The sequence below is a fragment of the Peribacillus sp. TH14 genome, assembly GCF_016651145.1.
GTDB classification, from domain to species: Bacteria; Bacillota; Bacilli; order Bacillales; family DSM-1321; genus Peribacillus; species Peribacillus butanolivorans.
This window is the reverse complement of record NZ_JAEKEK010000001.1, coordinates 1623296-1635823: the sequence shown is the minus strand read 5'-3', so window position 1 is coordinate 1635823 and position 12528 is coordinate 1623296. Positions and strand designations below refer to the sequence as shown.

At 41.3% G+C, this 12528-nt stretch carries 12 protein-coding genes, 1 rRNA gene and 1 riboswitch; all 13 genes read left to right on the top strand.

Going from position 1 to position 12528, the window contains the following annotated elements; translation table 11 throughout:
• Positions 1 to 53: 53 nt before the first annotated feature.
• A 5S ribosomal RNA gene (gene rrf, locus JFU50_RS07985) occupies positions 54 to 169 on the top strand.
• A 144-nt stretch (positions 170 to 313) separates the two neighbouring features.
• Positions 314 to 697 (top strand): NETI motif-containing protein, encoded by a 384-nt coding sequence (locus tag JFU50_RS31955; RefSeq protein WP_446728137.1) that lies wholly within the window; start codon positions 314 to 316, stop codon positions 695 to 697.
• Positions 698 to 771: 74 nt separating this feature from the next.
• Positions 772 to 873, top strand: a riboswitch (purine riboswitch).
• A 167-nt stretch (positions 874 to 1040) separates the two neighbouring features.
• Positions 1041 to 1529 carry a 5-(carboxyamino)imidazole ribonucleotide mutase gene (purE, locus tag JFU50_RS07975; RefSeq protein WP_053344200.1) on the top strand — a complete coding sequence of 163 codons (489 nt, stop codon included), beginning with the start codon at positions 1041 to 1043 and terminating at the stop codon, positions 1527 to 1529.
• A complete protein-coding gene (purK, locus tag JFU50_RS07970) occupies positions 1513 to 2673 on the top strand; it encodes a 5-(carboxyamino)imidazole ribonucleotide synthase (RefSeq protein ID WP_201183245.1) in 1161 nt (386 codons plus the stop codon). The genes purE and purK overlap by 17 nt, the downstream gene beginning before the upstream one ends.
• Positions 2670 to 3962: an adenylosuccinate lyase gene (purB, locus tag JFU50_RS07965; RefSeq protein ID WP_056522797.1), complete on the top strand. Its 1293-nt coding sequence runs from the start codon at positions 2670 to 2672 to the stop codon at positions 3960 to 3962. Before purK ends, purB begins: the two co-directional genes overlap by 4 nt.
• Before the next feature lie 103 nt (positions 3963 to 4065).
• A complete protein-coding gene (purC, locus tag JFU50_RS07960) occupies positions 4066 to 4785 on the top strand; it encodes a phosphoribosylaminoimidazolesuccinocarboxamide synthase (protein WP_201183243.1) in 720 nt (239 codons plus the stop codon).
• On the top strand, positions 4778 to 5032 hold the full coding sequence (gene purS / locus JFU50_RS07955; RefSeq protein ID WP_053344204.1) for a phosphoribosylformylglycinamidine synthase subunit PurS: 255 nt from the start codon (positions 4778 to 4780) through the stop codon (positions 5030 to 5032). The genes purC and purS overlap by 8 nt, the downstream gene beginning before the upstream one ends.
• On the top strand, positions 5029 to 5715 hold the full coding sequence (purQ, locus tag JFU50_RS07950; RefSeq protein WP_201222349.1) for a phosphoribosylformylglycinamidine synthase subunit PurQ: 687 nt from the start codon (positions 5029 to 5031) through the stop codon (positions 5713 to 5715). The genes purS and purQ overlap by 4 nt, the downstream gene beginning before the upstream one ends.
• Positions 5699 to 7921 carry a phosphoribosylformylglycinamidine synthase subunit PurL gene (gene purL, locus JFU50_RS07945; protein WP_201222347.1) on the top strand — a complete coding sequence of 741 codons (2223 nt, stop codon included), beginning with the start codon at positions 5699 to 5701 and terminating at the stop codon, positions 7919 to 7921. Before purQ ends, purL begins: the two co-directional genes overlap by 17 nt.
• The gene (gene purF / locus JFU50_RS07940; RefSeq protein ID WP_053344207.1) at positions 7906 to 9321 is read left to right on the top strand and encodes an amidophosphoribosyltransferase; all 1416 of its coding nucleotides are present in this window, start codon (positions 7906 to 7908) and stop codon (positions 9319 to 9321) included. Before purL ends, purF begins: the two co-directional genes overlap by 16 nt.
• Before the next feature lie 42 nt (positions 9322 to 9363).
• Positions 9364 to 10392, top strand: coding sequence for a phosphoribosylformylglycinamidine cyclo-ligase (purM, locus tag JFU50_RS07935; RefSeq protein WP_201183241.1), 1029 nt, complete (start codon positions 9364 to 9366; stop codon positions 10390 to 10392).
• Positions 10389 to 10958: a phosphoribosylglycinamide formyltransferase gene (gene purN, locus JFU50_RS07930; protein ID WP_053344209.1), complete on the top strand. Its 570-nt coding sequence runs from the start codon at positions 10389 to 10391 to the stop codon at positions 10956 to 10958. Before purM ends, purN begins: the two co-directional genes overlap by 4 nt.
• A 27-nt stretch (positions 10959 to 10985) precedes the next feature.
• The gene (gene purH, locus JFU50_RS07925; protein WP_201183240.1) at positions 10986 to 12518 is read left to right on the top strand and encodes a bifunctional phosphoribosylaminoimidazolecarboxamide formyltransferase/IMP cyclohydrolase; all 1533 of its coding nucleotides are present in this window, start codon (positions 10986 to 10988) and stop codon (positions 12516 to 12518) included.
• The last annotated feature ends 10 nt before the right edge of the window (positions 12519 to 12528 follow it).

Below are 12528 nucleotides of genomic sequence, written 5' to 3'. Positions count from 1 at the left end.
AAATGAAATACCTTCTTATTATCTAGTTTTGAAGGAACAACGTTCCTTTATTGTTTGGTGGCGATAGCGAAGAGGTCACACCCGTTCCCATTCCGAACACGGCAGTTAAGCTCTTCAGCGCCGATGGTAGTTGGGGGTTTCCCCCTGTGAGAGTAGGACGCCGCCAAGCTATTCAAAAAGATCAGCCATTTTGGCTGGTCTTTTTTTGTGTTTATAAAATGGGAAAGAGTATCGAATAAATAGGGTTGATAATCAGGGAGTCGACATGTGATTAACCAGGATGGCATATTTCCAGAAAAAATCTTTTTCTAGGTTGGAATTATTTTTGGAATTTTATAAGTATTCACTTATTAAAATGGCGATGGATTTCTTCGGGAATAAATCTTGCCTTTATCTGTTCTTTTCATTATACTATGAAGAATTTATTAATGAATATAAGCGAAGTATTGATGCGAAGGAAGGTAAACAATATAGAATTCGGGAAAGGAACGGTTTTGTGAGTAAGAAGAGTAAGGAAAAGTTTGAAGTAATAGATGGAGAAACAATTGATGCATGTCTAGATCGAATTAAAGCAGCAGGTTACTTTCCTGTAAGACGAACAGAAGAACCTATTTTTGCCGAAAGAATCGAGAATGGAAAGGTTCATTATGAGCCAGTTAATAGAAAAATCGTATTCGAAGCGAAATTAATCAAGTAAAACACGAACGATTTTTTGATATCCTGTAAAAATATTCGATTTTATCTTGACATTAAAATGGCGTGAAGGTAAGATGAAGTTAGATTAATACATCTCATATAATCCTGGGGATATGGCCCAAAAGTATCTACCTAATGACCGTAAATCATTGGACTATGAGAAAAGCATCTGACTAATTCGGACACTAGCCAAGTCTTTTTGTGTTTTTTTAAAGGCTTTCTTCCGGGCAGATTGCTTTCTCTATGAGGAAGCAGTCTGCCCGGTTTTTTAATTTGATATAGATAATTATAAGCGTCCATCTGCATACTCAGGACGTTTTAATATGAGTGTTGGAGGGAAAGATATGAAGCCGCAAGTTGGGGTTATTATGGGAAGTGTCTCAGATTGGGAAACGATGAAATATGCATGTGAATCATTGGAACAGCTCGAGATTCCATATGAAAAAAGAGTCGTTTCCGCCCACCGTACGCCGGATTTGTTATTTGAATATGCAGAGAGTGCAAAAGAGCGAGACCTTAAAGTGATTATTGCTGGTGCAGGTGGGGCAGCTCATCTTCCAGGTATGACGGCAGCGAAAACGATTGTCCCTGTGATTGGCGTGCCTATTCAATCGAAGGCGTTAAATGGTATGGATTCGTTATTATCGATTGTTCAGATGCCTGGTGGCGTACCGGTTGCGACGGTGGCAATTGGGAAAGCTGGAGCAGTCAATGCTGGTTTGTTTGCAGCTCAGATATTAGCTGCTTTCGATTCTAAAATTGCTGATAGATTAGAGGCTTTACGAGACGAAACCAGAGAAAAGGTGTTACAGAGCAGTGAACAACTTAAATAATACAATCATTTTACCGGGACAGACCATTGGAATTATTGGCGGTGGGCAATTAGGCAGAATGATGGCCTTGTCGGCTAAGGCATCGGGCTTTAGAATAGCAGTTCTTGAACCAACTACAGATGGCCCATGTGCGCAAGTGGCAGATATTGAAATCACTGGTGCTTATGATGATATCGATGCATTGAAAAGATTAGCGGATGTCAGTGACGTCATAACCTATGAATTTGAAAATATCAGTTCAGACGCTCTAGATTGGTTAAAGCAACATGCGTATCTTCCACAAGGGTCAGAATTATTAAAGCTTACACAGGATCGCTTGACTGAAAAAAAAGCCATATCGAATGCAGGAGCATCTGTTGCTCCATATGTAGAAATACAGGATATTTCAGAAATTTATCTTCATATAGAAAAAATAGGGTACCCTAGTGTGTTAAAAACGACGCGCGGCGGTTATGATGGAAAAGGGCAGTTGGTCATTAAGGAAGAAGCCGATATTAGAAAGGCAGAAACCCTGCTCCAAACAGGTGTATGTGTGCTAGAAGCCTGGATCCCTTTCGTAAAAGAAATCTCAATTATCGTGACGCGTAAAACAAATGGCGAGGTAAGTCATTTTCCGATTGCGGAAAATATTCATGTTGAAAATATTCTTCATAAAAGTATTGTACCTGCTCGTATCAGTAAGCAGGCTGAGAAGAAGGCGATTCAAGAGGCCTTACAGCTTGCTGAGAAACTTGGTTTGATAGGGACATTGGCTGTCGAGATGTTTTTAACCGATCAGGATGAGATCATCATTAATGAGCTTGCACCAAGGCCTCATAACTCTGGTCACTACACAATGGAAGCGTGTGAGACGTCTCAGTTCGAGCAGCATATACGTGCTGTATGCAATTGGCCGCTCGGAAATACGGCATTATTGAAACCAGTTTTAATGGTAAATATTCTAGGTGAACATATGGAACCTTTACTGGTTGAAATTCCAAAGCTTTCAGATTGGAAGGTTCATCTTTATGGAAAGAAAGAAGCCAAGCTGAAACGAAAAATGGGGCATGTGAATATTTTACGTCCAACAATTGAGGAAGCTCTTTTAGAAAGTAATCGAAGTAAAATATGGAATCAACAGGTTGAAACGGAGGAAGTAAAATGATTGAACGTTATACCCGCCCTGAGATGGGAAATATTTGGACAGAAACTAACCGCTTTAACGCGTGGTTGGAAGTAGAAATCTTAGCTTGTGAAGCATGGTCTGAACTTGGTGTAATTCCAAAAGAAGATGTACAACTTCTTCGTGAAAATGCAACGTTTAATGTGGATCGGATCAATGAAATTGAAAAAGATACACGTCATGATGTGGTTGCCTTTACGCGTGCCGTATCTGAAACATTAGGTGAAGAACGGAAATGGGTGCATTACGGATTAACTTCTACGGATGTAGTTGATACAGCCCTTTCATATGTGATTAAACAAGCGAATGATATCCTTTCGAAGGATTTAAATAACTTTGTTGAGATTCTGAAAAACAAAGCGAAAGAACATAAATATACGGTCCAAATGGGACGTACACATGGAGTTCATGCAGAACCGACTACTTTTGGTTTGAAACTTGCTCTTTGGTATCAAGAAATGAAACGCAATGTCGAACGTTTCGACGAAGCCAGAAAAAACATAGAGGTTGGAAAAATTTCTGGGGCTGTCGGAACATATGCAAACATCGACCCGTTCGTTGAAAAATTCGTTTGTGAAAAACTGGGCCTTGAAGCAGCGCCTATTTCAACACAGACATTGCAGCGTGATCGCCATGCTCACTATATGAGCACGTTGGCTCTAATTGCGACATCCATTGAAAAATTCGCAGTGGAAATTCGTGGCTTACAAAAAAGTGAAACACGTGAAGTCGAAGAGTTCTTTGCTAAAGGACAAAAAGGATCTTCGGCGATGCCTCATAAACGGAATCCAATCGGTTCTGAAAATATGACAGGAATGGCACGCGTAATCCGTGGTTACATGATGACAGCATATGAGAATGTAGCATTATGGCACGAACGTGACATTTCGCATTCTTCTGCTGAGCGTATCATCTTACCGGATGCAACAATTGCTTTAAACTATATGCTAAATCGCTTTAGCAACATCGTGAAAAACTTAACTGTTTATCCAGAAAATATGAAACGTAATATGGACCGTACACTTGGATTGATTTTCTCACAACGTGTGCTGCTATCCCTTATCGATAAAGGTCTTGTCCGTGAAGAAGCATATGACACGGTTCAACCGAAAGCGATGGAAGCATGGGAGCTTCAGGTGCCATTCAGAAGCCTGATTGAAAAGGATGATAAGATCACAAGCTTGCTTACAAAAGAAGAACTTGATGATTGTTTCGATGCTACACATCATCTGAAAAATGTTGATGTAATCTTTGATCGTTTAGGTTTATAAAAATAAAGGCGGCAAACATACCATCCCAAGCGGTTGATATGTTTGCCAAGCCTAACTAATAGCAAGAAGATTCATAATATTCACAATGTGGAGGTCTGGACAGATGGAAAAACGAGAATTGCTGTATGAAGGTAAAGCGAAACAGATTTATGCAACTGACAACAGTGAAATAGTATGGGTGGAATACAAGGATTCGGCAACAGCGTTTAACGGTGAAAAGAAGTCAGAGATTGCTGGAAAAGGTAAGTTAAATAATCAAATTACTAGCTTACTATTTTCAAAGCTCGCCCAAGAAAATATTCCATCCCATTTTATTGAAAAGCTTTCCGACCGGGAGCAGCTAGTTAAAAAGGTCTCTATTATTCCTCTGGAAGTGGTCGTTCGAAATACAGCTGCTGGCAGTTTTTCTAAAAGAACGGGCATTGAAGAAGGACAACCACTGAAGAAAACGCTCGTTGAGTTTTATTATAAAGATGATGAACTCGGTGATCCTCTGTTAACAGAAGACCATATTGAAGAATTAGAACTTGCAAGCAAGGAAGACGTAGCCATTTTAAAAGAAAAAGCTCAAGAAATTAATAAGGTTTTAACAACCTTGTTTAAAGAAATGGACATTAAATTGATTGACTTTAAATTGGAGTTCGGTAAAACATCGGATGGAGCCATTCTACTGGCTGATGAGATTTCACCCGATACGTGCCGGTTATGGGATGTAGCAACGAACGAAAAATTAGACAAAGACGTATTCCGTCGTGATTTAGGTAGTTTAACAGACGCTTATGGAAAAATTCTAGCAAAGTTGGAGGGTATTCAACATGTATAAGGTTAAGGTATATATCACATTACGCGAAAGTGTATTAGATCCACAGGGAGCAGCAGTTCAGCAATCACTTCACAGTTTAACTTATAACGAAGTAAGTGATGTACGCGTGGGGAAATACATTGAACTCACAATTGAAGATACGGACCGTGATTTGGATCAGCTGGTGAAGGAAATGTGTGAAAAACTATTAGCCAATACGGTAATTGAATCTTACCGTTATGATGTTGAGGAGGTTGTCACCCAATGAAATTTGCTGTCATAGTTTTCCCTGGTTCCAATTGTGATGTCGACATGTACCATGCGATAAAAGATGCACTCGGGGAAGAAGTGGAGTATGTTTGGCATTCCACAGACAATCTAGATGAATATGACGGGATTCTCCTTCCAGGCGGTTTCTCTTACGGAGACTATCTACGCACAGGTGCAATTGCCCGTTTCTCCAATGTAATGGCGGAAGTTGTAAAAGCAGCTCAAGCAGGAAAGCCTGTTCTTGGCGTCTGCAATGGTTTTCAGATTTTACTTGAAGCAGGCCTTTTACCTGGAGCGATGCGCCGTAATGATGGCTTGAAATTCATTTGCCGCAATGTAGGATTGAAGGTTGAAAATAATCAATCCATGTTTACAACAGGCTATTCATTACATGAAACGATTACGATACCAGTGGCTCATGGTGAAGGAAATTACTACTGTGATAATGAAACATTGGCTGCATTAAAACAAAATAACCGCATCTTGTTCACTTATGATGGTGAAAATCCAAACGGAAGCTTGGAGCAAATAGCGGGAATTACAAATGAACAAGGAAATGTCCTCGGAATGATGCCTCATCCCGAACGTGCTGTTGATTCGCTGCTTGGCAGTAAAGACGGCTTAAAGATTTTTCAATCCATCGTAAAAAACTGGAGGGAATCACATGTTATTACAGCTTGAACCAAGTCCGGAAAAAATTAAATTGGATCGTTTATATGCAAGTATGGGACTATCCGATGAAGAATTTGCAATGGTGGAGAAAATCTTAGGCAGACTGCCGAATTATACGGAAACTGGATTGTTTTCGGTTATGTGGTCAGAGCATTGTTCCTACAAAAATTCAAAACCCATCTTAAGGAAATTCCCGATTACAGGGGAGAAAGTGCTTCAAGGTCCTGGTGAAGGAGCAGGTATTGTCGATATCGGTGACAATCAGGCAGTTGTTTTTAAAATAGAAAGTCATAATCACCCATCGGCAATTGAACCTTATCAAGGTGCTGCTACTGGTGTCGGCGGTATTATCCGTGATGTTTTCTCCATGGGTGCCCGTCCCATTGCGATGTTGAACTCGCTTCGCTTCGGTGAGCTTGAGAATGATCGTGTGAAATATTTATTTAAAGAAGTGGTTGCTGGGATTGCAGGATACGGAAATTGTATCGGAATTCCAACTGTAGGCGGAGAAATTCAATTTGATCCATCTTATGAAGGAAATCCTCTAGTTAATGCAATGTGTGTCGGTTTGATCGATCATAAGGACATTAAAAAAGGCCAAGCGCATGGAGTAGGCAACACAGTGATGTATGTGGGTGCTAAAACAGGACGTGATGGTATTCATGGAGCAACATTTGCTTCTGAAGAGTTGTCGGAGTCTTCAGAAGAAAAACGGCCTGCCGTACAAGTAGGTGATCCATTCATGGAGAAACTTCTTTTAGAAGCATGCCTTGAATTAATTCAAAATGATGCTCTTGTTGGTATTCAGGATATGGGAGCAGCAGGTCTTACAAGCTCATCTGCTGAGATGGCGAGTAAAGCTGGATCAGGAATAAAAATGAACCTTGACTTGGTACCGCAACGTGAAACTGGAATGACAGCATATGAAATGATGCTTTCTGAATCACAAGAGCGGATGCTGATCGTTGTTACAAAAGGACGCGAACAGGAAATCGTTGACTTGTTTACGAAATATGACCTAGAAGCGGTTGCTGTTGGTGAAGTAACGGATGATAAAAACCTAACACTTTCTCATCAGGGTGAAATCGTTGCTGAGGTTCCAGTTGATGCATTGGCTGAAGAAGCACCAATTTATCACAAGCCATCTGCAGAACCGCAATATTTCCGTGACTTCCAAAGTATGACGGCAGAAGTACCAGACATTGAAGATTACAGAGAGACCCTTTTGGCATTATTGCAGCAACCGACAATTTCGAGTAAAGAATGGGTATACGACCAATATGATTACATGGTGCGTACGAATACAGTCGTTTCACCTGGATCAGATGCAGCAGTTGTACGTGTTCGAGGCACAAATAAGGCCCTTGCGATGACGACAGATTGTAACTCCCGCTATATTTACTTGGATCCTGAAACAGGCGGTAAAATTGCAGTTGCTGAAGCGGCTCGTAACATTATTTGTTCGGGTGCAGAACCTCTAGCAATTACAGATTGCTTGAATTTTGGAAATCCAGAAAAACCTGAAATCTTTTGGCAATTGGAAAAAGCGGCAGACGGGATGAGTGAAGCTTGTCGAAGTTTAAGTACGCCTGTAATTGGAGGAAATGTCTCTCTTTACAATGAAACGAATGGGGAAGCGATCTATCCAACACCAGTAGTTGGGATGGTTGGCCTAGTGAACGATCTTCAACATATCACAACGCAAACGTTCAAAAATGAATCAGATATGATTTATGTGGTCGGCGAAGCGAAAGTGGAATTTGGGGGCAGTGAGTTACAAAAAATGCTTGAAGGAAAAATATTTGGGCGTGCTCCAGAACTTGATTTAACTGTTGAACAAAAGCGTCAGCAGCAAATTCTTTCAGCGATTCAATCAGGACTTGTTTCATCAGCTCATGACCTCGCGGAAGGTGGTTTGGCTGTTGCTTTATCTGAATCTCTATTCGGAGCAAGTGACCTTGGAGCAAAAGTAAATTTATCTGGAGAACTCGTATCCGAACTGTTTAGTGAAACGCAATCACGCTTTTTACTATCTATAAGTCCTGAAAATCAAAAGGCTTTTGAAGCACTTGTTGAAGATGCCGTTTGTATTGGTTCAGTAACAGCAGATAATAAATTAGTAGTGACGGCAGGCGGCGATAACAAGATATTGGTAGCAGACGTTGTAGATTTACAAACAGCTTGGAAGGGAGCTATACCATGCTTGCTGAAATAAGAAGCCTAAATGAAGAGTGTGGCGTAGTTGGAGTCTGGGGACATCCCGATGCAGCACAGCTTGCTTATTACGGGTTGCATAGCTTGCAACATCGTGGTCAAGAGGGAGCAGGCATCGTTGTTACGGATGGTGAGCAGATGTCTATCTCGAAGGGTGAAGGTCTTGTCACTGAGATATTCACAGCTGAAAAAATGCAGGAACTTTCCGGTTCAGGAAAAGCCGCGATCGGACATGTCCGTTATACAACGGCAGGCGGCGGCGGGTATCAAAATGTTCAGCCTTTCTTGTTTAATTCACATACAGGGGGGCTGGCTCTCGCTCATAATGGGAATATCGTCAATGCTCGTCAGTTAAAAGCACAGCTAGAAGGACAGGGCTCAATCTTTCAAACGACATCGGATACGGAAGTTCTAGCACATTTGATTAAACGTTCTGGTTATTCCGATGTGAGAGATTCAGTGAAAAGCAGTTTAAGTATGTTGAAGGGTGCTTATGCATTCGTCGTCATGACAGAAAACCAAATGATCTTGGCAAGAGATCCGCATGGTTTCCGCCCACTTTCCCTAGGGAAAATAGGCGATGCGTATTTCGCTGCATCTGAAACATGCGCCCTTGATATAGTAGGAGCGGAATTCGTCCGTGATATTGAACCGGGTGAACTTGTGGTCATTAATGATGAGGGCATCACATCCGAATACTTTTCACTTTCAAGTCAACATGCAATGTGCACGATGGAATATGTGTATTTTTCCCGTCCAGATAGCAACATTGATGGAATTAATGTTCATACCGCTCGGAAAAATCTTGGTAAGCAAATGGCACTTGAAGCTAAGATTGAAGCAGATGTCGTCACAGGAGTTCCTGATTCAAGCATTTCTGCGGCAATTGGCTATGCTGAAGCTGCAGGTATTCCTTATGAAATGGGCTTAATTAAAAACCGTTATGTTGGCCGGACTTTTATTCAGCCGTCACAAAGTCTACGCGAACAAGGTGTGAAGATGAAACTTTCACCGGTAAGAGGGGTCGTAGAGGGTAAACGGGTCATTATGGTTGATGATTCAATCGTACGTGGAACAACGAGCAGAAGGATTGTTCGCATGCTAAAAGATGCAGGAGCAAAAGAAGTTCACGTTGTAATCAGCTCACCACCAATTAAAAACCCATGTTTCTATGGTATTGATACATCGAAAAAGGAAGAATTAATCGCGAGCTCTAAATCGGTGGAGGAAATACGTGAAATCATTGGTGCTGATTCATTAACTTTTTTAAGTGTCGAAGGTATGGTCGAAGCAATTGGTCGTCCGTTTCCTGGAGAAACGCGCGGTTCATGTCTAGCTTGCTTCACCGGAAATTATCCGACAGAAATTTATGATTACGAACGAGAAAAAGCAAAATGTTAATAATGTCGGAAATAAAGAGTGATTTTCGGAGGAGGATTTCAAATGGCTAATGCATATAAGCAGGCTGGTGTTGATATTGAAGCTGGTTATGAAGCAGTAAATCGAATGAAAAAACATGTAAAGCGCACATTTCGTCCGGAGGTAATGAATGGACTGGGCGGTTTCGGAGGAATGTTTGATTTGTCTTCCCTGAACCTTAAAGAGCCTGTGCTAATTTCAGGAACGGATGGAGTCGGGACAAAACTTCTGCTCGCGTTCATGATGGATAAACATGATACCATTGGGGTAGATTGTGTAGCTATGTGTGTTAACGATGTTGTCGTTCAAGGCGCTGCGCCTTTGTACTTTTTAGATTATATTGCCTGCGGTAAAGCGGATCCTGAACGAATTGAAATGATAGTCAAAGGTATTGCAGACGGCTGCGAGCAGGCAGGCTGCGCTTTAATCGGTGGTGAAACGGCGGAAATGCCAGGTATGTACGAAACGGAAGAGTATGATGTGGCTGGATTTACTGTTGGAGCTGTTGAAAAATCACGCTTAATTACGGGTGAGACAATTTCGGCGGGTGATGTTGTTATTGGGCTTGCTTCAAGTGGTATTCACAGTAACGGATATTCTCTAGTTCGTAAAATCCTCCTTGAAGATTCAGGAATGGATCTACATGAATTCGTACCGGAGTTTGACTGCAAGTTAGGCGATGAATTATTGAAACCGACAAAAATCTATGTCCAGTCTATTTTGTCCACACTTGAAAAGTTTGAAGTTAAGGGACTTGCCCATATTACGGGTGGAGGATTCATCGAGAATATTCCACGTATTCTTCCTGAAGGTTGCGGTGTTGAAATCGGGCTTGGAAGCTGGACAATTCCACCTGTATTCTCGTTCCTTGAAGAAAAAGGGAACCTTGTTCAAGAGGAAATGTTCAATATTTTCAATATGGGGATTGGCATGACTGCTGTAGTGAAAAAAGAGGATGCGGCCGCTGTGGTTGCTCATCTACAGTCATGCGGTGAACAGGCTTCAGTTATTGGAACAATTGTGGATGGAAATGGAGTGTCGTTTAAACAATGAAGCGACTCGCAGTCTTTGCATCAGGTAACGGAAGTAATTTCCAATCAATTGCTGACGCAATAAAAGATGGAGTTCTGAACGCGGAAATCTGCCTTGTTGTTTGCGATCGTGAAGATGCTTATGTGCTTGAAAGAGCTAGGCTTGAGAATATTAGAACCTTCTCTTTTTCAGCGAAAAAGTACTCAAGTAAGGTCGAGTTTGAAACGGAAATTTTAGAGATACTTCGTCAACTTGAGGTTGAATTTATTATTCTAGCTGGTTATATGCGTTTAATTGGGCCGACATTATTACAGGCGTATTCACACAGAATTGTTAACATTCATCCTTCACTTTTGCCTAATTTTCCAGGCAAGGATGCAATTGGGCAGGCTTTTGACGCAAGAGTGGAAGAAACCGGGGTCACGATTCATTATGTCGATGATGGTATGGACACGGGCCCAATCATTGCCCAAAAGACAGTACCGATTCTTGCAGGAGATACGAAAGACATTCTCCAAATAAGGATTCAGGAAACGGAACATGGCATGTATCCATCAGTTTTACAACAGCTATTCCAAAAGAAATAACATACATTATGGAGGGACCAACATACCATGAAGAAACGTGCTTTAATTAGTGTATCGGATAAAACAGGTATTGTAGAATTTGCTAAGGGATTAATAGAAGCAGGGTTTGAAATTATTTCAACCGGCGGTACGAAAAAAACGTTGCAGGATAATGGTGTAGACGTGATTGGAATCAGTGACGTCACTGGTTTCCCGGAAATTTTAGATGGACGCGTTAAAACGCTTCATCCGAATGTCCATGGAGCAGTTTTAGCAAAACATGGTGATGCAGATCACGCGGCACAGCTTGCAGAACATAATATTGAGCCTATTCAACTTGTCTGTGTAAACCTATACCCATTCCAAGCTACAATTTCTAAACCGGATGTTACTGTAGAAGATGCAATTGAAAACATTGATATCGGTGGACCGACAATGCTTCGTTCTTCTGCAAAAAACCACGAGTATGTGACGGTTATCGTTGATTCCAATGATTATCCAACCGTATTGGCTGAACTGAAAGACGGAGGAGTTTCAAAAACCACGAATCGCCGTCTGGCTGCAAAAGTCTTCCGCCATACAGCAGCATATGATGCTGTTATTTCTGAATACATGACAGAGCTTGCTGAAGAAGAGAATCCAGAATCATTGACTGTTACTTATGAATTGAAACAGTCGCTTCGTTATGGGGAAAATCCGCATCAAAAGGCAGCTTTTTATAAAAAACCGCTTGGTTCTGTTTTCTCAATTGCTGAAGCGAAGCAATTACACGGAAAAGAGCTTTCTTTCAACAACATTAATGATGCAGATGCTGCACTTCAAATTGTTAAAGAATTCAATGAGCCCGCAGCAGTAGCTGTCAAACATATGAATCCTTGCGGCGTCGGTGTCGGAACGACCATATTAGAAGCGTACGAAAAGGCATACGAGGCGGATTCTACTTCCATCTTTGGTGGAATCATTGCCCTGAACCGTGAAGTAGATAAAGCAACTGCAGAAAAGCTTCATGAAATTTTCCTTGAAATCATCATTGCTCCTGGGTTTACGGAAGAGGCAGTGGAAGTATTAACTAGCAAGAAAAACCTTCGCTTATTAACGATTGATTTCAACTCAGCTAAAAAACCTGAGCGTAAATTGACTTCAATTGAAGGCGGATTACTTATACAAGATCGTGATGCACATAGTTTGAAGGATGCAGAAGTAAAAGTAGCAACAAAACGCGAACCTACCCTTGAAGAGTGGAAAGCCCTAGAACTTGGCTGGAAAATCGTGAAGCATGTGAAATCAAATGCAATAGTGGTATGTAACGATCAAATGACATTAGGTGTTGGCGCTGGTCAAATGAACCGTGTCGGAGCTGCAAAAATTGCGCTAGAACAAGCCGGTGAAAGAGCAACAGGCAGTGCTTTGGCATCGGATGCTTTCTTCCCAATGGATGATACTGTTGAAGCGGCAGCGAAAGCAGGAGTTACGGCAATCATTCAACCGGGTGGCTCTGTAAAAGACCAAGATTCAATCAAGAAAGCTGATGAATATGGAATTGCAATGGTATTCACAGGGATTCGTCACTTTAAACATTAATCAAAGATGA

Bases quoted from the DNA above. Each gene is read 5' to 3' on its own strand.
- purB (WP_056522797.1), top strand. From the start codon at position 2,670: ATGATTGAACGTTATACCCGCCCTGAGATGGGAAATATTTGGACAGAA.
- purH (WP_201183240.1), top strand. From the start codon at position 10,986: ATGAAGAAACGTGCTTTAATTAGTGTATCGGATAAAACAGGTATTGTA.
- purQ (WP_201222349.1), top strand. From the start codon at position 5,029: ATGAAATTTGCTGTCATAGTTTTCCCTGGTTCCAATTGTGATGTCGAC.
- purN (WP_053344209.1), top strand. From the start codon at position 10,389: ATGAAGCGACTCGCAGTCTTTGCATCAGGTAACGGAAGTAATTTCCAA.
- purS (WP_053344204.1), top strand. From the start codon at position 4,778: ATGTATAAGGTTAAGGTATATATCACATTACGCGAAAGTGTATTAGAT.
- purM (WP_201183241.1), top strand. From the start codon at position 9,364: ATGGCTAATGCATATAAGCAGGCTGGTGTTGATATTGAAGCTGGTTAT.
- purL (WP_201222347.1), top strand. From the start codon at position 5,699: ATGTTATTACAGCTTGAACCAAGTCCGGAAAAAATTAAATTGGATCGT.
- purE (WP_053344200.1), top strand. From the start codon at position 1,041: ATGAAGCCGCAAGTTGGGGTTATTATGGGAAGTGTCTCAGATTGGGAA.
- purF (WP_053344207.1), top strand. From the start codon at position 7,906: ATGCTTGCTGAAATAAGAAGCCTAAATGAAGAGTGTGGCGTAGTTGGA.
- purC (WP_201183243.1), top strand. From the start codon at position 4,066: ATGGAAAAACGAGAATTGCTGTATGAAGGTAAAGCGAAACAGATTTAT.